General features: G+C 57.3%; 9 protein-coding genes and 1 pseudogene. 9 read left to right on the top strand and 1 reads right to left on the bottom strand.

Going from position 1 to position 22,989, the window contains the following annotated elements:
* The first annotated feature begins 1 nt into the window (after nt 1).
* The 6 genes from NMK_RS07725 (at nt 2) to NMK_RS07700 (ending at nt 15,037) form a co-directional block, all read left to right on the top strand.
* Nucleotides 2-1,243, top strand: a complete 1,242-nt coding sequence (locus NMK_RS07725; protein ID WP_109015209.1) for an efflux RND transporter periplasmic adaptor subunit — start codon at nt 2-4, stop codon at nt 1,241-1,243.
* Nucleotides 1,243-2,667 carry an efflux transporter outer membrane subunit gene (locus NMK_RS07720; protein ID WP_109015208.1) on the top strand — a complete coding sequence of 475 codons (1,425 nt, stop codon included), beginning with the start codon at nt 1,243-1,245 and terminating at the stop codon, nt 2,665-2,667. The genes NMK_RS07725 and NMK_RS07720 overlap by 1 nt, the downstream gene beginning before the upstream one ends.
* Before the next feature lie 201 nt (nt 2,668-2,868).
* Complete coding sequence (locus NMK_RS07715) at nt 2,869-3,528, top strand: response regulator transcription factor (RefSeq protein WP_109015207.1); 660 nt, start codon at nt 2,869-2,871, stop codon at nt 3,526-3,528.
* A 190-nt stretch (nt 3,529-3,718) separates the two neighbouring features.
* Nucleotides 3,719-4,006, top strand: a complete 288-nt coding sequence (locus NMK_RS07710) for a PilZ domain-containing protein (protein WP_109015206.1) — start codon at nt 3,719-3,721, stop codon at nt 4,004-4,006.
* A 26-nt stretch (nt 4,007-4,032) separates the two neighbouring features.
* Entirely contained in the window at nt 4,033-14,583 is a 10,551-nt protein-coding gene (locus tag NMK_RS07705; protein ID WP_109015205.1) for a beta strand repeat-containing protein, read from the top strand.
* A 157-nt stretch (nt 14,584-14,740) separates the two neighbouring features.
* On the top strand, nt 14,741-15,037 hold the full coding sequence (locus tag NMK_RS07700) for a PilZ domain-containing protein (RefSeq protein WP_109015204.1): 297 nt from the start codon (nt 14,741-14,743) through the stop codon (nt 15,035-15,037).
* Nucleotides 15,038-15,078: 41 nt separating this feature from the next.
* Here NMK_RS07700 and NMK_RS07695 read toward each other — a convergent pair whose 3' ends face one another.
* The gene (locus tag NMK_RS07695) at nt 15,079-17,217 is read right to left on the bottom strand and encodes a molybdopterin-containing oxidoreductase family protein (protein ID WP_109015203.1); all 2,139 of its coding nucleotides are present in this window, start codon (nt 17,215-17,217) and stop codon (nt 15,079-15,081) included.
* Between the two features lie 129 nt (nt 17,218-17,346).
* Here NMK_RS07695 and NMK_RS07690 point away from each other — a divergent pair, with 129 nt between their 5' ends.
* From NMK_RS07690 to NMK_RS18730, 3 genes and pseudogenes are all read left to right on the top strand, one after another.
* On the top strand, nt 17,347-19,116 hold the full coding sequence (locus tag NMK_RS07690; RefSeq protein WP_109015202.1) for a pyrroloquinoline quinone-dependent dehydrogenase: 1,770 nt from the start codon (nt 17,347-17,349) through the stop codon (nt 19,114-19,116).
* 191 nt (nt 19,117-19,307) lie between these two features.
* Nucleotides 19,308-20,114, top strand: a pseudogene (locus tag NMK_RS18985) (calcium-binding protein); the annotation flags it as partial.
* A 1,317-nt stretch (nt 20,115-21,431) separates the two neighbouring features.
* A partial coding sequence (locus NMK_RS18730; RefSeq protein WP_227871435.1) for a beta strand repeat-containing protein occupies nt 21,432-22,989 on the top strand: 1,558 nt, incomplete at its 3' end.

Genomic DNA, 22,989 nt, shown 5'->3' with positions numbered 1-22,989 from the left:
TATGTCTGACCTGCAATCCCATTCTGTTTCCGAATCGCATCGCCGCCGCCTCGTTGGGCGCGCCGGATTGATCGCCCTTGTCGTGCTGGTGCTGTTGGCCGTCGGGGCCACGCGCACCGTGCTGATTCGCAATGCACAGTCCCGGCAATTGGAAGAAGCCGCAAAAACTCAAGGCAAGCTCTATGTCACGACCATCCGCGCAGGGGTGGATAGAAATGAGCCGGGCAAGGAAGGGCGCAAGACAGTGCTGCCTGGTACGCTGCAAGGCTTTATCGAGTCGCCCATTTATGCCCGCAGCAACGGTTATCTGCTGCGCTGGAACAAGGACATCGGCAGCCGTGTGAAGAAGGGCGAGGTGTTGGCCGAGATCGACACGCCGGAAGTCGACCAGCAGCTGGCCCAGGCTGTCGCCGCACGCCGCCAGACCGCCGCCAGCCTCGAACTCACCAAGAGCTCGGTCGAACGTTGGGAGCAGATGCGCCAGCGCGACGTGGTTTCTCAGCAGGAGCTGGATGAGCGCAAGAGCGCCTACGCCCAATCCCAGGCCAATCTGGCGGCTGCCGATGCCGATGTGGCTCGCCTGCAAAACCTGACGGCGTTCAAGCGTATCGTCGCCCCGTTCTCAGGCTTGGTGACGCAGCGCAACGTCGATGTCGGCGACCTTATCACCGCGGGCAACGCCAAGCCGTTGTTCGTACTTTCGCAAACCGACCCGCTCAAGGTTTACATCTATGTACCGCAGGCTTATGCCGGGCAGGTGAAGGTCGGCCAGCAGGTGGAAATCACCCAAAGTGAAGTGCCTGGACAGGTGCTGCACGGCAAGATCGCACGCACCGCCGGCGCTATCGATACCGCAACACGGACCTTGCAGGTCGAGGTCGACTTGCCTAATGCCGATGGCGCACTGCTGCCGGGGGCTTATGTGCAAGTGGCCTTGCCCGCAGGTGCAGCCAAGACGTTAACGGTGCCTGTCAATGCGTTGCTGTTCCGCTCCGAAGGGCCGCGTGCCGCGGTGGTGGGGCAAGATAACAAGGTCAAGCTGCAGGAAGTGAAGATCGGCCAGGATTTCGGCAGCACGTTGGAAATCATCAGCGGCTTGCAGGCCGGGGATCGCATCGTGCTGAATCCGCCGGATTCGCTGGTGGATGGGGTGGAAGTCGTGGCGACCGACAAACCGACGGATAAGCCTAAGGATGATGCACCCGGTCAAAAGGCGGGCGGTAAGGAGAAAGCGGCCAAGTGATGCGCTTCTTCGAACCCAAACGACTCATCATTGTCGCGGCCGTGACCCAGCTATGGGCCTGCACCCCGGGGCCGGAATATCTAAAGCCTGACGTTGCCGTTCCTGCACACTGGTCTACCGAAGCGCCCTGGCATCAGGGCAAGCCCGACGATGCCGCGCTAAAAGGCCCATGGTGGGAACTCTTCGGCGATGCCGATTTGAATGCGCTGGAACAGCAAGCCATGGCGCATAGCCCGAACCTGGAACTGGCCGCGGCAAAACTGGAGCAGGCTAAGGCAACGGCAACGGTCGCCAGCGCCGGACTCTATCCCAGCCTCGACCTCACCGGCGGCGCGGCGCGCAGCAAGACGTCGAAGAACCGTCCTCTCGCAAGCCCGACCGCGCAGCACATCTCCATGACGCAGAACGATTTCACGCTGGGCCTCGGGGTGAATTACGAAGCCGATATCGCCGGCCGTGTGAGCAGCAGCGTCAAGGCAGCGCAGGCTTCTACCGAGCAGGCACAGGCCGACCTCGAAAACGCCAAACTGTTGCTGGCAGCGGAGCTGGCTTCGGATTATTTCAGCTTGCGCGAACTCGACGCCGAAGTCGCAGTAGTCAAGGAAAGCATCAACCTGCAACGCAAGGCGCTGGAATTCGTCTCCGCGCGTCACGACCTCGGTGCCGCTTCAGGCCTCGATGTTGCCCAACAGCAGGCGCAACTGGATGCCACGCTTACCCAAATCGACGCGCTGCAACAACAACGTGCTCGCTTCGAACATGCCATTGCGACCCTGACCGGAACGCCGGCGCCGAGCTTCAGCCTGCCGGAAAAAGTACTGACGCCCAAGCAGCCGGAGATTCCCGTCGCGTTGCCGTCTGACGTCCTGCAACGCCGCCCCGACGTGGCCTCGTCCGAACGTGCCATGGCTGCGGCCAATGCCCAGATCGGCGTCGCCAAAGCTGCGTTCTATCCCTCGGTGATGCTGTCGCCCAAGATTGGCCTGGAAAGCGCGACGCTGGGCAGTTTGTTCAGTGCATCGAGCTTGCTGTGGTCGTTCGGGGTGTCGGCGGTCCAGACCATTTTTGATGCAGGTCGCAACCAGGGTAACCTGGATTACTCCCAGGCTGGGTATCAAGCCACGGTGGCCTCATACAAGCAGGCCGTGCTCACCGCAATGCAAGAAGTCGAAGACGGCCTGAGCGGCAGCGCCATCCTCAGCCGCGCCGCGAACAACGCCCAGAATGCTGTCGCCAGTTCGCAGCGTGTGTTGGACCTCGCCACGGCACGGTACGAAGGCGGCATCGGTACGCATCTCGATGTGATCGCAGCACAGCAGGGGTTGTTGGCTAGCCAGCGCCAATCCGTACAAATTGCCGGGCAGCAGTCCCAGGTGGCGGTATATCTGGTGAAGGCAGTGGGCGGCGGGTGGGGAAAACAGTAATCTCATGCTTGATATTGATTGTCTACAATTGTTTGTATCTCATTGATTGCTATTGCGTAAATTCATGTGTCGCTAGATACTGACGCCATTGAGGCGGCACTGAACTCTTCAGCAAAACAACATCACAACGCTTACCTCTGCGATTTTGCGTTCTAAAGCAAAACCAATACAGGGGAAATTGTGCAGGGAATACAACGGGGTATGTCGACGATAAGGGTTTTCCTCATCGTCGACCATCAAATTCTGCAATGGGGGCTAAGACGGCTCTTACAAAGCCATGCGCCTGAAATTGAACTGGCTGGCATCGCTTCGGGTGTTACCGATGCAATCTCTGTATTATCCAATGCCTCCCCCCATGTCATCCTGCTCGACCTCGACCGTGAACCTGAGCTTATTCCTCAGCTCGTGGCTGCCACTGAAGCTCGAGTACTCGTATTTACCAGGAATAGTGATCAAGCCCGGCAAGATAAGGCTATCTTGGACGGTGCGCGGGGTGTGTTGGAAAACGATGCTCCGGCAGAAATGTTCGTCGAAGCCATTGTGAAGGTTCACGAAGGGCAGCTTTGGCTGGATCGTGCGGCAACAGGACGCATCTTCGTCGAACTTTCGCGACGCGAAAGCGCTAAGGCCGACGTCAAGGAAAAATCCTGGGCGGATGCACTGACCGAACGCGAAAAAAAAATTCTCTCCTGCATGCTCGAAAACACCGGCGCTCCAGCCAAGACGCTGGCCGATATTCTTCACATCAGCGAAAGCACGCTGCGCAATCACCTGACCTCAATCTACGGCAAACTTGGTATCGCCAACCGCTTTGAGTTGATCTCGTTTGCCTACAAAAACAGTCATGCGTTGACACTTTAAAACGGCACTTGCCGTTTCCGGAACGGGAGGAAAGTCCTAATTCTGGTTAGGAGGATCCTCCTGTTTTTTTATTTCTTCTTCCATCGGATATCCCAGATTAAAAGGGATATTCATCTCTTACCCAGCAGTTTCGACCGGTGCAACATAAGCCAACATCAGGCTCCATTCTTAACGCACTGGAAAATTGTCCATGAAACCGAATAGCGAACAGCGTCATGACGAACGTGTAGCGGTCGCGCTCCCAGTACATATGGACAAAATGACGGGAGTGACCCGCGACGTCAGTGCAAGCGGCATCTGCTTCGATATCGATGCCGGATATGCAGCTGGAAGCGAAGTCAATTTCGTGATCGAGGTAGCAACGTTCAACGAAAAAATGCTGCTCAAGTGCAGGGGACATGTAGTCCGCTCAGAACAACATGACGGGAAAGTCAGTGTAGCCGTACAGATTGCCGAATCGGTAATGGAATCGGCTTAACGTCACAACATCAGCAGGGGAAAACCATGGCAACGACGACCACAAGCGGCACCATCACCTCCTTCGGCAATACGCCGCAAGCGACCGACGATCTCTTCTTGGCCTCGACGACTGGCCTGACAGAAGACTCGACGAATATCGTATACATCGATGTGATGGCGAACGATCTCGGCGGCAATGCCAAAGTGCTTTACTCGCTCGATGACGGCATCAGCTCCGGCGGTACCCGGCCGGCTGACCTGCTGACCCAGGATACGGGCCGGGCAGAATCCGTCAGCGCCGATACCAGCCTGAACGGTGCCAAGATCTGGATTACATCCGACGGCAAGGTTGGCTATGACTCCAATACCCTGAGCGCTACCTTCAAGGATCAACTACAGCATCTCAATGCCGGTCAATACATGACCGATAGCTTTACCTACGCCATCCGGCTGGGCAATGGCACGCTGAGCTGGGCCACTGCAACCGTACAGATCGCAGGCGTCAACGATGCCCCGGTCGTCACAGGCGCAGTCAAAGGCGCTGCGGTGGAAGACGGTAGCAAGGTCACCATGAACGCCCTGGCCAATGCTTCCGACGTCGATACCGGGACAGTACTGCATGTTGTCAATGTGCCTGCCACGTTGCCTGCCGGCGTCACCTACGATGCCGCGAACCATGCTTTTACGCTGGATCCGTCCAACGCGGCTTATCAGCATCTTGCTGCCGGACAGACGACGACCGTCACGATCAGCTACGGCGTATCCGATGGCGTGGCCACTACTGCAGCCTCGGTCAGTTTCACGATCACCGGTTCCAATGATGCCCCTGTGGTGACAAGTGCTGTAACCGGCGCTGCCGTCGAAGACGGGGCCAAGGTCACGCTGAATGCGCTGGCAAATGCCAGCGATGTGGATGACGGTGCGGTACTGACTGTCGTGAATGTGCCGTCCAGCTTGCCAGCTGGTGTGGCCTATGATGCGGCTACGCATTCCTTCACGCTCGATCCTGCAAATGCTGCCTATCAGCATCTGGCAGCGGGTCAGACAACGACGGTGACGGTGAATTACGGCGTCAGCGATGGTAGTGCCACAACCGGCGCCTCCGTCAGCTTCACGATTACCGGTAACAACGATGCACCGGCAGTCACAGGGGCTGTCACCGGGGCGGCTGTTGAAGATGGTGCCAAGGTCACGCTCAATGCCTTGGCCAATGCTAATGACGTGGATGACGGTGCTGTGCTTTCCGTTGTTAATGTTCCGGCCGGTTTGCCGAGCGGTGTCAGCTACGATGCAGCCACGCATTCCTTCACGCTCGACCCGACCGATGCTGCTTATCAGCACTTGGCGGAAGGGGCGATTACGACGGTAACGGTGAATTACGGCGTATCCGACGGGACAGACACGACGGCGGCTTCGGTTAGCTTTACCGTTACTGGAACCAACGATGCGCCTGTCGTCAGCGGTGCCGTAACTGGGAGTGCAGTCGAGGATGGTGCCAAGGTCACCCTCAATGCATTGGCGAATGTGAGCGACGTGGACGATGGCGCTGTGCTTTCTGTCGTAAACGTGCCAGCAAGTCTACCGGGCGGTGTCAGCTACGATGCAGGCACGCACTCCTTCACGCTTGACCCAACCAATGCCGCATATCAGTCCTTGGCGGCTGGCCAAACAACGACGGTAACGGTTAACTATGGTGTCTCGGACGGTATCGCAACCACGGCCGCTTCGGTCAGTTACACCGTTACCGGCACCAACGATGCCCCCGTCGTCACAAATACATCGGCCGCAACGGCCGGCAATGTGCAGGAAGATATCGTCACTACGGCCAGCGGCCAACTCAGCGCAAGCGATGTTGATACCGGAGCGACTCAGGCCTGGAGCGTACACGGCTCCGATGCGGGTACTTACGGCAGCATCGCGGTCGATGCCGGCGGGCAGTGGACTTACACGCTTAACAATGGCGCGGCCAATGTTCAAGCCCTGGCGGCAGGCGAAAGCCACGACGAGACCTTTACCATCCGCGTCACCGACGATCAGGGTGCGTATGTCGACCAAACCATTACCGTCACGGTCAATGGCACTAACGACGCGCCAGTGGTAACGGGCGCCGTCACTAGTGGTGCGGTCGAAGACGGCAGCACTGTTACCCTCAATGCCCTGGCTCATGCATCCGATGTGGATAATGGCACGACGCTTGCCGTGGCCAACGTTCCAGCCACATTGCCGGCTGGTGTGACCTATGATGCAGGCACGCAATCCTTTACGCTCGATCCTTCCGATGCGGCTTATCAGCATCTTGCACAAGGCCAGACCACAGTTGTTTCGGTGAACTATGGCGTCACTGACGGTATCGCCACGACTGCGGCTTCCGTCAGCTTCACCGTCACCGGTACTAACGATGCGCCTGTCGTGACCGGCGCTGTTGCCGGCACTGCAACTGAAGATGGCGCGACTGCGACGGTCAACGCCCTGGCCAACGCCAGCGATGTAGACGATAGCACCGTGCTCGCCGTGACCAACGTTCCTGTCGCCTTGCCGGCTGGGGTGACCTACGATGCTGTTGCCCAGACCTTCACGCTGGACCCATCTGACACCGCTTACCAGCATTTGGCGCAAGGCCAGACCACGGTTGTTACGGTGAACTATGGCGTGACCGACGGCATCGCCACCACCGCGGCCTCTGTCAGCTTCACCGTCACCGGCACTAACGACGCCCCCGTTGTGACTGGTGCCGTGACCGGCACTGCGACTGAAGACGGCGCGACTGCCACGGTCAATGCTCTGGCCAACGCCAGCGATGTAGACGATAGCACCGTGCTTGCCGTGACCGATGTTCCTGTCGCCTTGCCGGCTGGGGTGACCTACGATGCTGTTGCCCAGACCTTCACGCTCGACCCATCTGACACCGCTTACCAGCATTTGGCCCAAGGCCAAACCACGGTGGTGACAGTCAACTACGGTGTGACCGACGGTATCGCCACGACTGCGGCTTCTGTCAGCTTCACGGTAACCGGTACCAATGACGCCCCAGTGGTCACAGGCGCCGTCACCGGCAATGCTACGGAAGATGGCAGCACTGTCACCCTGAACGCCTTGGCGAATGCATCGGACGTGGATGACAGCACGACCCTGTCCGTCGTTAATGTTCCGGCCAGCCTGCCGGCTGGCGTCAGCTACGACGCGGCAACGCACAGCTTCGCGCTCAATCCTTCCGATGCGGCCTATCAAGCGCTGGCTCAGGGCGAAACCACGACGGTAACCGTGAACTACGGGGTCACAGATGGTATTGCCACCACGCCGGCAAGCGTGAGCTTTACCTTGACTGGCACCAACGATACGCCCGTGGTGACCAATGCCGCTGCGGATACAACCGGCAGCGTGCAGGAAGATGTTGTCACTGCGATCAGCGGCCAATTAAGCGCAAGCGATGTCGACCACGGTGCGACCCAGACCTGGAGCGTGCAGGGCGGCGATACCGGTACTTACGGCAGCATCGCCGTCGATGCCAACGGCAAGTGGACTTACACGCTCAATAACGATGCATCCAACGTGCAATCCCTGGCTGCGGGCGAAAGCCACGACGAAACTTTTACGGTGCGTGTGACCGACGATCAGGGCGCCTATGTCGACCAGACCGTGACGGTCACCGTCAGAGGCACCAATGATGCGCCCATCGTCACCGGCGCAGTGACCGGTTCCGCCACGGAGGATCAGAGCACAGTGACGCTAGACGCACTGGCGAATGCCTCCGACGTCGATCACGGCACCACCCTGACGGTCGTTGATGTGCCCGCCAGCCTGCCGGCCGGCGTGAGCTACGATGCAACCAGCCACTCCTTCACCCTGGATCCGTCCGATAACGCCTATCAACATCTTGCGCAGGGCCAGACAACGACGGTCACGATCAATTACAGCGTCAGCGACAGCATCACGACGACGCCGGCCGTCGTCAGCTTTACGATCACCGGCACCAACGATGCGCCTGTGGTGACTGGCGCAGTAACCGGCACTGCGACCGAAGACGGCGCGACTGCCACGGTCAATGCCTTGGCCAATGCCTCCGATGTGGACGACAACACCGTGCTCGCTGTGACTAATGTGCCTGCCACACTACCCGCCGGTGTCACCTATGACGCAGTAGCGCAGACCTTTACGCTCGATCCATCTGATACTGCCTATCAGCATCTTGCACAAGGCCAGACGACGGTCGTTACTGTTAATTATGGTGTTACTGACGGCATCGCCACGACTGCAGCCTCCGTCAGCTTCACCGTGACCGGCACCAATGATGCACCTGTCGTCACCGGGGCTGTGATCGGTACTGCAACCGAGGATGGCGCGACTGCGACAGTCAATGCCTTGGCCAATGCGAGCGATGTGGACGACAACACTGTGCTCGCAATCACCAACGTGCCAGTGACATTGCCTGCCGGTGTGACTTACGACGCTGGTACGCAATCCTTTACCCTCGATCCCTCCGATGCGGCGTATCAGCACCTGGCCCAAGGCCAAACCACGGTGGTGACGGTCAACTACGGCGTGACCGACGGCATAGCCACCACCGCAGCCTCTGTCAGCTTCACCGTCACCGGCACCAATGATGCGCCTGTCGTAACCGGCGCAGTCACCGGTACTGCAACCGAGGATGGTGCTACTGCGACAGTCAACGCCCTGGCCAACGCCAGCGACGTGGACGACAGTACCGTGCTTGCTGTGACCGATGTACCTGTCACCTTGCCGGCTGGGGTGACCTACGATGCCGTTGCCCAGACCTTCACGCTGGACCCGACAGGTACGGCTTACCAGCATCTTGCGCAAGGCCAGACCACAGTTGTCACGGTCAACTACGGTGTGACCGACGGTATCGCCACGACTGCGGCTTCTGTCAGCTTCACGGTGACCGGTACCAATGACGCCCCAGTGGTCACAGGCGCCGTCACCGGCAATGCGACGGAAGACAGCAGTACTGTCACGCTCAATGCTTTGGCAAATGCCTCCGATGTGGATGACAGCACGACGCTCTCCGTCACCAATATCGCAACACTGCCGGCTGGTGTGACCTTCGATGCCAATACGCACAACTTTACGCTCGACCCGTCTGATGCGGCCTATCAGCATCTGGCCCAGGGGCAGACTACAACGGTCACAGTCAGCTACGAGGTCTCCGACGGCATCACGACCACGCCTGCCTCAGTCAGCTTCACTGTCACAGGTACCAACGATGCGCCTATCGCTCAAGCCAAGTCCGATGCGGCAACTGAGGGTGGCGCTATTGTGCAAGGCAATGTCACTGCGACCGATGTCGACGACAATGCCTCACTCAGCTATAGCCTGACCGCCACGGCGCCCGCCGGACTGGTGTTCAACAGCGACGGCAGCTACAGCTTCGATCCCACGGTCGGTGCCTACGATCATCTCAAGGCCGGGGCAACCCAGGATGTGGTCGTTAATTATCAGGTTTCCGACGGCATTGCGACCGGTACCAGTTCCCTGACCATCACGGTGACCGGCACTAACGATGCCCCTGTCGTCACCGGTGCAGTCACGGGCAGTGCAACCGAAGACGGCGCGACTGCTACGGTCAATGCCCTGGCCAATGCCAGCGATGTAGACGATAGCACCGTGCTTGCGGTCACCAATATCCCCGTCACCTTGCCGGCCGGTGTTACCTACGATGCTGTTGCCCAAACCTTCACGCTCGATCCGTCCGATGCGGCTTATCAGCATTTGGCACAGGGTCAGACCACAGTAATCACAGTCAATTATGGTGTGACCGACGGTATCGCTACGACCGCAGCTTCCGTCAGCTTCACTGTGACCGGTACCAATGACGCACCTGTCGTTACCGGCGCAGTCACTGGAACCGCGACCGAGGATGGCAGCAAAGCGACCTTGAATGCCCTGGCGAATGCCTCCGACGTGGATGATGGCACGACGTTGTCCGTGGTCAATGTTCCGGTCAGTCTGCCGACAGGTGTTGCCTATGACGCGGCTACACACAGCTTCACGCTCGATCCGACCAACGCGGCCTTCCAGAGCCTGGCCGCTGGCCAGACGACGACGGTGACCGTGAATTACGGTGTCTCCGACGGCATCGCGACGACGGCGGCTTCGGTTTCCTGGACGGTGACCGGCACCAATGATGCGCCCGTGATCACTTCGGGCGCTACTGCAAGCACGCCGGAAAATGTTTCGACCTCGACGGCGGTGTATACCGTTACCGCGACCGACATAGACGGCCCCAGCCTGACGTATTCCCTGTCGGGCACGGATGCCTCGTTGTTCAACATCAATAGCGCCACAGGCGCCGTCACCTTCAAGACCTCGCCCAATTACGAGGCTCCGGCGGATGCGGGCGGCAACAATGTGTACGACATCATCGTCCATGCCAACGACGGCATTGCCGATACGGCCCAGGCAGTGGCGATCAGCGTCACCAATGTGATCGAGACGCCGACTACGACGATCAGTAACATCCATATCTCGTCGGATACCGGCAGCAGCAGTTCTGACTTCATTACCAAGACGGCCGCGCAGACCATTACCGCGACGTTGAGCGCTCCCCTGGGTGCGGGCGAATCGGTACTCGGGTCGGTCGACGGCGGCGCTACCTGGAGTGCAGTCACCTCGGTATCCGGCACCTCAGTCAGTTGGAACACAACGCTCTCGGGCAGCAGCGCGATCGAGTTCAAGGTGGTGAATACCGATGCCCAATCGGGTCCGGTGGCCGTTCAGTCTTATGTGCTGGATACCACCATCGCAACGCCGACGGTTTCGCTGACGAATGATACGGGTAGCTCGAACAACGACCTGATCACTAAGGACGGCTCGCTGACCGTGAGCGCGACGGCGGGAGATGTAACGCGCACTTATACCGTGGATGGCGGCACGCCGAGCGGCAGCTATGTGGCGCCTACGGCGGACGGCAACCATACCGTGGTTGTGACGGATACCGACACGGCGGGCAATGTAGCGACGGCGAGCATTACGTTCAAGCTGGACAACTCCATTGCAACGCCGACGATTTCAGGATTCTCTACCGATAGCGCAACTCTGGGCGATCACATTACCAACGACACTACCTTAGTGATTACCGGTACAGCCGAGGCAGGCAGCTCAGTGACCGTCAAGGATGGCACGACGGTTCTCGGGACAGTCACGGCGGACGGCAGTGGGGCATGGAGCTTTGGGCCCAGCACCTCATTGGCGGATGGAGCGCATGGCTTTACCGCTGTTTCGACCGATGCCGCAGGCAATAGCGCCACTTCCGCAGCTTTTGCGGTGACAGTGGATACTGCTGCCCCGAGTGCGCCATCGATCAATGCAATCGCGAATGATAGCGGTACCGTGGGTGATCACATCACCAACGATACGACGCTGACGGTCAGCGGTACGGCCGAGGCCAATAGCACGATCACCGTGTTCCGCGATGGGATTTCGATCGGTACCGCGACTGCGAATAGCAGCGGTGCCTGGAGCCTGGCAGATGCTACTACGCTATCCAACGGCACGACTTACCAATATTCGGCCAAGGCTACTGATGCCGCAGGTAATACCAGTGGAGCTTCGACCAACTATGCCGTCACCATTGATACTACTGTCTTTGCTCCGGCCTCGCTCGACCTGGCCGCTGCCGATGACACCGGCTCGAGCAATTCGGACAATATCACCAAGAATACGAGCGGGTTGACGATCAGCGGTTCCGGCGAGAACGGTGCGACGGTGACGCTGTTTGACGACACCAACGGTAACGGAATACAGAACGGTAACGAAGCGACACTTGGAACCGGCACCGTAAGCAACGGTAGTTTCAGCATCGATATCGCGCTTGCTGCGGGAACGCATCATGTGGTCGCATTCCAAACAGATCTGGCAGGTAACGTCAGCAGCACTAGTGCTGCCCTGGATATTACTGTCGATACGACTGTGCCAAATACACCGGTAATTAGTTCGATTAACGACAATGTATCGCCAGTGACAGGTACGGTTGGCAGCGGCGGTTCCAGCAACGATGCAACGCCGACTCTGAGTGGTACCGCCGAAGCCAATAGTACGGTGACCGTCAAGGATGGAACGACGACCTTGGGCACGACTACGGCAGATGCGAACGGCAACTGGACATATACTTCGGCAACATTATCCGATGGCTCGCACAGCTTTACGGTGACGGCGACCGATACAGCCGGCAATGTCAGTGCCGCTTCGACGGCTTATACCGAGACCATCGACACCACTGCACCAGGCACGCCGGTCATTAGTTCGATTAACGACAACGTGTCGCCGGTAACGGGTACGGTGAGTAGCGGTGGATCGAGCAATGATACGACCCCCACCTTGAGCGGTACTGCGGAAGCCAGCAGCACGGTTACTGTCAAAGACGGTACCAGTACATTAGGCACGACGACGGCAGATGCGAGCGGCAATTGGACGTTTACTCCATCGGCATTGTCGCAAGGCTCTCATAGCTTCACGGTCACGGCCACCGATGCAGCCGGTAACGTCAGCGCTGCTTCAACAGCCTATACCGAGACCATCGACACGACAGTTCCGACAGTTGGTAGCGTTGCCATCAGTAGCGCTACGGGAGTTCAGAACAATTTCCTCAATGCGGGCGATGTGGTGAGCATCACTGTGGCAATGAGCGAATCCGTTGTTGTGACAGGTACGCCTCAGCTGGCCCTGAATATTGGTGGGACGACTGTACAGGCAAATTATGCCTCGGGTAGCGGATCATCCTCTCTGGTATTCACTTACACGATACAGTCAAATCAAACCGACACCAACGGCATCAGCCTCAATGCCAACGGCTTGTCGCTGAATGGCGGCGCGATCAACGATGCTGCGGGTAATTTGGCTACGCTTACATATAGTGCAGTTGCGGATAACGCTAGTTACAAGGTGGATACCACAGCGCCGAGCACGCCATCGAGCCTTTCCTACAATACGAGCACTCATACGCTGACTGGCACTGCGGACGTAGGCTCCACCGTCAATGTGACGGTGGCAGGAACGAGTGAAGGCAGTGTCACGGTTGGGGCGGGTGGTACGTTCAGCTTAGTCTTGTCACCTTCGTGGAGCGGCAACAAGGATATCGTTGTCACGGCGGCAGATAGTGCTGGTAATGTAAGTGGTCAAGCGAGCATCAACAATACGAAATACCCTGCAGGTATTGCTGGCGAAGCGATCAATCTTGCCTTGATGGATCCTACGCCCGACGTTGCCGACACCATTAGTTATACCGTCAATGGTATGCCGACCGGCTGGACCTTGAGCATGGGCGTCAACAATGGTGACGGCAGCTGGACCATGCAGACCAGCGATCCGTCGGCGATAACGGTGACGACTCCCGCTGACTATGTTGGCGCTTTAGTGCTTACAGTTACCTATAACTGGACGAATGCGGACGGCACCACAGGCAGCGTCGTCGTTTCGGATAATGTGGAAGCCTATGCGCCGGGGTCGCCGATCTTTGCCTGGTCGGGCGATGATACGCTTACCGGTTCCAGCGGCAGCGATCTCTTCGTGTTCGCCCAACCGATCACGAACGATGTATTGCACAACTTTGATCTGGCTGCAGACAAGATCGACCTGATCGGTTTCGGTATATCGAGCTTTAGCGATGTGCAAATCGCCAACGATTCCGCCGGCAATGCAGTGATCACGCTGGCTTCCGGTGAGACCATTACCGTACTGGGCGTGGATGCAGGGGCGTTAACTGTAGGCAACTTCGTTTTTGATCAAGATCCCGTGATAACAAACGCCGGGACGATGACCGTGAACGACGGCGCCATGCTGCCGATCGGCGGGATCATCGACAACACCGGTACTATCGTCCTGGGTTCCACCAATGACTCGACCGAACTCGAAATCCTCGTGAAGAGCGCAACGCTCGAAGGCGGTGGCCAATTGGTGATGTCGGACAACGCCAACAACATTATCTATGGTGGTACGTCTGATGCGGCCCTGATCAACGTCGACAACACCATCTCAGGTGCAGGCCAAATCGGCCAAGGCCAGATGCTGCTGGTCAACGAAGGTACGATCCTCGCCAATGGCAGCAATGCGCTCGTGATCGATACGGGCAGCCATGCGGTGAGCAATACCGGCACCCTGGAAGCGACCGGCAGCGGCGGCCTCATCATCAGCGGCGACTTGTCCAACAACGGTCTGTTGTGGGCCAATGACGGCAACATCATGGTCGGAGGCAACGTGAGCGGTACCGGTACGGCGCTCATCGGCGGTACGGCGACGATCGAGTTCGGCAGCGCTTCGTCGGAGGATACGACCTTTGCGGACGTGGGCAACGGTACCCTCAAGCTCGACCAATCGACGGCTTATACCGGTACGGTTTCCGGCTTCAACGAAGGCGATCGCCTTGATTTTGCCGATATTCTCTCAGGTCCGGGAACGACAATTAATTTCGCCGAAAATGCTGCAGGCACGGGAGGCACGCTGACCTTGAGCGATGGCACGCATACTGCCGCCATCAGGCTGCAAGGCCAGTACTCGGTGGATGGTTTCCATATCTCGGCGGATAGTGGAGCGGGTACGATAGTTTCTTACCTCCCGGTAAATCATAGCGAGCCAACGGTATAAATAATGAAGTATAAGGTCGAGGCTCAGTCACCAGACCAGGTCTCGGCTTCTGTTTGGCTGATTCAGCATTGAGTGGTAGAGCGCCTTGATAATTCGGCCAGAATAGTTCTAGACTGATTTTTCAATCTCTAACTATAGGTCGTGTGAGGAGCCGAAAATGCGTACTGGAGCCGATCAGCGTAGTGACGAGCGGGTGGAAGTGATTCTCCCGGTCTATGTCGAGCAGAACATGGGGATGACGCGTGATTTCAGCGCCAATGGGATTCGCTTCGACACTGATGGCGAGTTTGTGCCCGGGAACGATATCGATTTCATACTGGAAGTCGAGACGTTTACAGATAAGAAATTATTGAAGTGCAAGGGCAGGGTGGTGCGAGCTGAGGCTCACGATGGCCGCATGAGCGTCGCCGCGAGCGTCGAGGAGTCGACCCTGGAACCCATTAAACCCATCTAACTGGCGTCTCGGGGCAGGCAACAGCCTGCCCCGTTGCTCATTTACGCTGCCTCGACCTGCACCAGGTTATCGGACAGACTGGGCGCGTGTCCCAGGTTCACGAATTGATCGGAGCTGATCACGTTGACGGCGCCGCCTCCTTTGGTGCGGCTACGCCAGTAGCCCAGCGTTGCGACCACCACCCCTGGTAGCGTGTCGTCGGTGACACGCGCTTCGCCGTGAAACTCCCCTCGGTCGTTGAACACGCGGATCAGGTTGCCGGGATGAATGTCGCGTGCGGCGGCATCTACCGGGTTGATCAGCACGTATTGATCCCCCTGGCTTTTCACCTTGTGTGCCTCGTTGGCGTATTGCGAGTTGAGGAAGCCGTGGCTCTTGGGCGTGACGATGTTGAGCGGATACTTGAGCGCCAGGGCAGGGTTGGTTTCAGGGCGCTCGCGTGACGGCACGTAGCCGGGCAAGGGGTCGACCGGTTCGCCGCCCTGGAAGGCGTCGTACAACTGACGGAACGGCGTGGCGACGAAATTACCGCCGGCCGCAGCGCTGCTCTTGAACTCGACCTTGCCTGAAGGCGTGGGGAAGTTGCCTTCCTTGTGTGGGCAGCGGTCGTCCGGCGTGCCGACCTTGAGGTGGGCATAGCCGTCTTGCTTGAACGTCTCCATCGTGATCCCGGCCATCTGCGGCGCGGTCCAGTCGATATAGTCTTCGATCATCTCGGCATCCGTGCGCTGGAACTGCGGATCGTCGAAGCCGAATGTCCTGGCGAGACGGCGGAAAATCTCGGCGTTTGAAGCCGTTTCACCCGGCGCATCGATGCACTTGGCGTTGTAGGTGAGGTAAAAGTGCCCCCAGGAGAGGATCATATCGTCCATCTCGGCCGCCATGGTCGCGGGGAGGATGATATCGGCATAGGCGGCGGTGTCGGTGATGAAGTGCTCGGCAGCCACCACGAACAAATCCTCCCGCATCAGGCCTTCGACGATCTTGTTGGATTCGGGCGCTTGGCTCACGGGGTTGGCGTTATAGAACATGACCGATTTCAGCGGCGGGTGCAGCGGCATTTCGCCGTTGAGCGCCTGGCCGAGCCGCAGGTTGTTGATGACCCGCGTCCCTTGCGGAATGTAGTCGGGTCGGCAGATGCGGTCGAACTTGAGTGGGAATTCCCATAGCGGCATTTGCATGAGGCCGCCGCCGACATGGCGCCAGGCGCCGGTCAGGGCCGGGATGCAGCATACGGCACGGATGGTCTGGCCGCCGCCGTGGTGACGTTCGAGCGCCACGCCCATGCGAATGGCGGTTGCCTTGGCGTCGTACATTTCTTTCGCCAGCTTGCGGATATCGGCTGCAGCGACACCGGTAATGGCTTCCGCCCATTCCGGCGTGCAGTCTTTCGCCCGCGCCTTCAGTTCTTCGAAGCCCAGCGTGTATTTTTCGATGTAATCGTGATCCAGCAGGTTTTGCTCAATCAAGGTATTGATCAGCGCCATCGCGAGCGCGCCGTCGGTGCCCGGCTTGGGGATGATGTGCCAATCGGCCTGCTTGGCGGTGAGCGATTTGTAGGTATCGATCACGACGAGCTTGACGCCTTTTTTCTGCGTCTCGTGAATGATGTGCCAGTGGTGCAGGTTGGTGCTGACCGAGTTGCAGCCCCAGATCACCATGTATTGGCTGTGAACGAAACTTTCAGGATCGAGCCCGCCGGTAGGCCCCATGGTCATGAGCCAGGCGGTGGAAGAGCCGGAGCCGCAGAAGGTTCGCTCGCATACCGTGGCGCCCAGCTTGTTGAAGAACGGATCGCCGACGTTGAGCCCCTGCACGATGCCCTGGTTGCCCAGGTAGCTGTAGGGCATGATGGCCTGCGCGCCGTATTCGCGGATGATGCCGGTCCAGCGCTCCTTGATCTCGGCTAGCGCTTCGTCCCAGGTAATGCGCACGAACTGGCGGCTGCCCTTGGGGCCTTTGCGCTTGAGGGGATACAGCAGGCGCTCGCTGTTGTAATGATGGTCGGCGAAATCCTTGAGCTTGACGCACAAGCCGCCCCGCGTCATGGGGTGCTCGGGTTTGCCTTGGACGTCGATGAGCTTGCCGTCCTTGACGGTGTAATTCATCGCGCAGGTGTCGGGGCAATCCTGAGGACAACCCCCATGAAAGATTTCAATAGTCTCGGCTGGTGCGTTCATGCGGCTTCTCCTCGATGGATTGGGCATGCTGGACGGGATGTCCGCACGCTTCGAATAGGCCTGATGCAAAATCGGCGGGGGTTTGTGGTTATACTATACAGGTCTGTATAAATGTCAACGAGGTAGCCCATGTTGCAGCGCTTATCCCCAGTATTTTTTCTGTCCCTGCTCGTCAGCGCTTGCGCGACCTCGCCGACGGCGACCAAAAACGCCGATTGGCCGAGCTACGGTCGCGATTACAGCAACCAGCGCTACTCGCCGCTGACGCAGATCAATCGGGACAACGTGGCGCAACTCACGACGGCCTGGACTTACAAGAGCGGTGTCAATGCGACTTTCCAGGCTACGCCGATTGTGGTCGATGGTGTGATGTATTTATCGCTGCCGTTCAACCACGTGGTGGCGCTGGATGCGCGGGACGGGCATCAACTCTGGCGCTACGAACACAAGCGCCGCGAAGGCAGCAAGATGTGCTGCGGCCCGGCCAATCGCGGTGTGGCCGTGAGTGGCGGCAAGGTTTTCATCGGCACCGTGGATGCGCGGCTGATCGCGCTGGACGCCAAGACCGGTCAAGTGCTTTGGGATATCGACGCCGCGGCCGACGGCACGAGCAACGCCGAAATGGTGAGCTCGCTCAACGACGCCGATCCGCTCAAGAAATCCAAGGTCTCCGGCGCGACCGGCGTGGGTATTGCGATGGCGCCAGTCGTGTATCAAGGCAAGGTGATCGTCGGTATCACCGGCGTAGGTTATGGCTTGCATCTCGATGCCCCGCGCGAGAATGCACCTTTGGGTGCGGTGGTCGGCGTAGCGGGGCGCTATGGCCGTCCGGGCTTCCTAGCCGCCTTCGATGCCAATACCGGCAAGCGCGTGTGGCAGTTCGACACCATTCCGGCAGAGGGTTGGGAAGGCAAGTTCACTCCAACCACGCCGGATGGAATTGCGTTGAACCGCGATATCGCCAGGGAGCGTGCCAGTGCGCCCAATTATCCCGATGCCGGCCGGTTCGGTGGCGGCTCGGCCTGGAGCACGCCGGCCATCGATCCGGAAAGAGGCCTGTTGTTCTTCGGCACCGGCAACCCCTCGCCGCAAATGGACGACGTCTCTCGCCCCGGCGACAACCTCTACACCGTTTCGCTGGTGGCACTCGATGCTGCCACCGGCAAGCTGCGCTGGTACTACCAGCAAGTGCCGCACGATGTCTGGGGCTACGACGTCGCCAGCCCGCCGGTGTTGTTCAATTTGGAACGCGATGGCAAGAAAATTCCAGCGGTCGGCCAAGCCAGCAAACTCGGCTGGTTCTACGTCCACAACCGCGAAACCGGCGAGTTGCTGGTCAAATCCGAAGCCTTCGTCCCGCAGGAAAACATGTTCGTCCACGCCACGGAGCAGGGCGTGCGGATTTATCCGGGCGTGCTGGGCGGTGTGAACTGGTCGCCCTCCGCCGTCGATGAACAGGCGCAAACGGCCTTCGTTGCCGGGATGCACTGGCCGGTCAAATACACCCTGCACATCACGCCTGCCGAAGGCGACAAACCCGCGATTCGCTACTCCGCCCTGGAGCCTCTCGACGAAGCCCGCTGGGGCCTGCTCTCCGCCATCGACTTGCAAACCGGCAAGATTCGCTGGCAACACAAAACGCCCGATCCGCTGGTTGGCGGCGTTCTAGCCACCGCAGGCAACCTCATCTTCACCGGCGAAGGCAACGGCCACCTGGACGCTCTGGATGCCACCAACGGCCAAATACTTTGGCAAATCAAAACAGATGCGGGTGTGAATGCCCCCCCCATGACTTACGAAATTGACGGCATGCAATACATCGCCGTGGCGGCGGGGGGGAACCAGATTTTCGGGTTTAAGCAGGGGGATGAAATGAGAGTGTTTGCTTTGAAAAAGTAATAAAACAAGAAATCTCAGTGTTTTTATGCTTGAGTTCTAAACGTATGCAATATGGGTATTTTTTAATAAAACCTTGATTGAAATGTTTTTTGGTTGGCCTCATACTTAAACTTAACATTTATTTACAAAGCCAAAATAGTCAATTCCGCTAACTAATAAAAGAATAGTGAAGAATAATCAAGGAAGCATTAATGTCTAGCTACATTAGCGACTGGAACGGTAGCTTTACTGATTTAACGATCAGCAATACGGTTAGCACATTCAAAGATGATTTTAATAGTGCAGCTAATTGGTTAAATTCCCAATCTCTAGATAAAAGCTCTCTTGCTTTCACATCTCCCACATCCGTTTCAGGAAGACTCTTGGGCGATCCGGGCAGTACAGTTGTCATGGGGGGGATCAGCGTCAATGTTAGTGCGAGAACCTTTACCTTCACGTCTTTCCAGGTGGCAGGGTCGGATGGATGGGGAGTTAGTCTTAATGGAAATGTAGCCGTTAATGCCGACACTGCTGCTAGCAGCGGGAGCGTGACTCATTATGGCGCTGTAACATCGGCCGGACATACAGTTGATCTTTATGGTAGTGCCGCGGTTTCCGGTGACTTTGACATCCCTAATTTTTCCATTAACAAGATTGCCTACCATACGGAAAATGGAGATTTTCTTCTCAAGGGTTCATTAATTTATCATGATGCGACAGATTCCATTACAGGAAACCTGACGTCCTTTCAATTTACTCAAAATGGTCATACTTATCAGCTAAGTAATTTCTCGATTACATACCAGCAGTTTGAGTCATACGGCAACTTCAACTCCCTTATTGCAGGAGTCATGGCAGGGAATGATTCGATGTCCGGCGCTTCTGGCAATGATGTGCTTGCAGGCTTTGCCGGAAATGACAATCTCAAGGGTTTGACCGGTAATGATAATTTGTTCGGAGGGGATGGTAACGACGTACTCGATGGCGGTGCTGGCACAGATGTCATGTATGGAGGTGCGGGTGCTGATGTGTATGTTGTTGACAATGTGGGTGACGTGGTTGATGAATCACCACATTCTCCATTTACACAACCTTCTGGAATCGTCATGGTTTCCTCTAATGCTGATGCAGGTGGGGAGCATGGAAGCTATCTTTACGGCACAGCCAGGGATAATGCTTTATCCGTAGATGGTCAATTTGCTGTTTTTACAAGTAGTGCCGACTATTTGGATATTGGCGGTACTAATGCCGCGGATGATATTTTCCTTAAAGACATACACACGGGCTCTCTCATAGAGGTTTCTACTTCAGCTACTGGCGAGTTAGGTAATTCGGCTAGCTTATCTGCTGTAATTTCAGGTGATGAGCGCTATGTTTTATTTACCAGTTTTGCAAATAATTTAGTCATTGGCGATACCAATGCCGCTTATGACGTTTTCCGTAAAGATTTACAAACAGGCGCTATCGAACGCGTTTCTACTGACGCCACTGGAGCACAAGCTTCAGGGTCATCAATGGAAGCGTCGTTCTCGAGCGATGATCGGTATGTAATTTTCACTAGTAATGCTACTAATCTGGTTGCCGGTGATCACAATAGTAGTAGCGATATTTTTACCAAAGACCTTCTGGACGGAAGCATACAGCGAGTCTCAACCGATAGTTCCGGAAATGAGGCGAACGGCAATAGTTCTGATGCCTCTTTTTCAGCCAACGGACAATATGTTGTATTCACCAGTGATGCTAATAACTTGGTTAATGACGATACCAATGCTGGTGCTGAAGTTTTTGTTAAAAATTTGGATACTGGCGTTGTTCAGCGAGTAGCACTTGATAGTAATGGAGTCGAGGCTATCGGCTATAAATTAACTTACGTTATTACAAGCCCTACTTCTACTACGTACTCATATACCACACTCGATCCGCAAAGCACTAACGCATCAATTTCAGCTGATGGCCGATATGTGGCCTTTCAGAGTACTGCTACTAATTTAGTAGAAGGCACTGATACCTACACTACCAAAATCTTTGTTAAAGACCTACAGACAGGTGCTATTCAACTCGCATCTTCTGATGTGGCCGGAGTGTCTGCCAACGACTCTAGCGAAAACGCTTCTATTTCGGCTGATGGCAAATATGTAGTGTTTGATAGCCGCGCTGATAATTTAGTGGCGAACGATACCAATGGAGAGTCAGATGTATTTATCAAAAATCTCCAGACTGGCGAAATTCAACGACTTTCTCTTAGCACCACGGGTGAACAAGGACTTTTTGATAGTAATAATGCATCGTTCTCTGCAGATGGTCACTATGTAATCTTTCATACTCTCGACAGTGAGTTGGTTGGTGTATCTGGTAATTCAGGGACGGGCGATGTAGTTCGTGTTGAAAATCCATTTAATCCTCCGCCAGAACCCACTACTCCCGATGATGGTGCAATCGATACGGTTCTAGCTTCTATCACCTATTCATTAGGAGCAAACGTTGAAGATTTAACGCTAACTGGTAGCGCTAGTATTAGCGGCACGGGCAACGAACTCGACAACGTCCTTACCGGCAATGCTGCAGCGAATACGCTCACCGGAAATGAAGGCAACGACACCCTCAATGGCGGCGTTGGCGCCGACACCTTGATAGGGGGGCTGGGCGACGACATCTACGTCGTGGACAACGTGCTGGATGTGGTCACGGAGAACGCGAACGAAGGTACGGACACGGTCAACGCAAGCGTTGGCTACAGTCTCGCCGCCAACATCGAGAACCTCACCCTCAGCGGTCTCAACACCATCAACGGCACGGGCAACGAGCTCGACAACGTGCTCACGGGCAACGACGCGGCCAACATCCTGGACGGCGGCCTGGGTGCGGACACCCTGATCGGCGGCAAGGGTGGCGACACCTACGTGGTGGACAATGCCAACGACGTCGTCACCGAAAGTCTCATCGCTGCCCAAGGCGGCGGGATCGATCTGGTCAAGGCCAGCATCACCTATGTGCTGGGCGACAACCTGGACAACCTCACGCTCACCGGCACGGACGATATCGACGGCACCGGCAACAGCCTCAACAACACCATCATCGGCAACGACGGTGCCAATGCACTGTATGGTGCAGGCGGCATCGATATCCTGAAGGGCGGCAAGGGCGACGACACCTATACGGTGGATCTCATCAAGGTGGGAACCGGGACCACGGCGATCGCCGCCTTGCAGGACAGCGTCACGGAGAACCTGAACGAGGGCACGGACACCGTCATCCTCACGGGCAGCGTCACCGACCTCACCAATGCCACCACGCTCACGTTGGGCGCCAACCTCGACAACCTCGATGCCAGCGGTACCGGCACGACCAAGCTCAACCTTACGGGCAATCTGCTCGCCAACGAGCTTACCGGCAACGACGCCAACAACGTGCTGGACGGTGGATTAGGCGCCGACACCCTGATCGGCGGCCTGGGCAACGACACCTACGTCGTCGACAACGTCGGCGACACCATCACCGAGAACACCGACGAAGGCACGGAGCTGGTCAAGGTCAACATCGCCACGGCGAACGGCACCTACACGCTCGAAGCCAACGTCGACAACGCCACGCTTATCAATGCCGTGGCCTACAACCTCACCGGCAACACCCTGGACAATGTCCTCACCGGCAACGGCCTTGCCAATACGCTCACGGGCGACGAAGGCGCCGACACCCTCAACGGTGGCGCCGGCGCTGACAGTATGATCGGCGGCCTGGGGGACGACGTCTACGTCGTGGACAACACGCTCGACACCGTCACCGAGAATGCCGACGAAGGTACGGACACGGTGCGTTCCAGCGTTAGCTTCAATCTGGCGACCCAAGGCGCCAATGTCGAGAACCTCACCCTCATCGGTGCCGCCCTCAACGGCA

The sequence above is a fragment of the Novimethylophilus kurashikiensis genome (assembly GCF_003112435.1).
Lineage (GTDB): Bacteria > Pseudomonadota > Gammaproteobacteria > Burkholderiales > Methylophilaceae > Novimethylophilus > Novimethylophilus kurashikiensis.
Note: the sequence above shows the minus strand (reverse complement) of the source record. Positions and strands in the feature narration are given on the sequence as shown.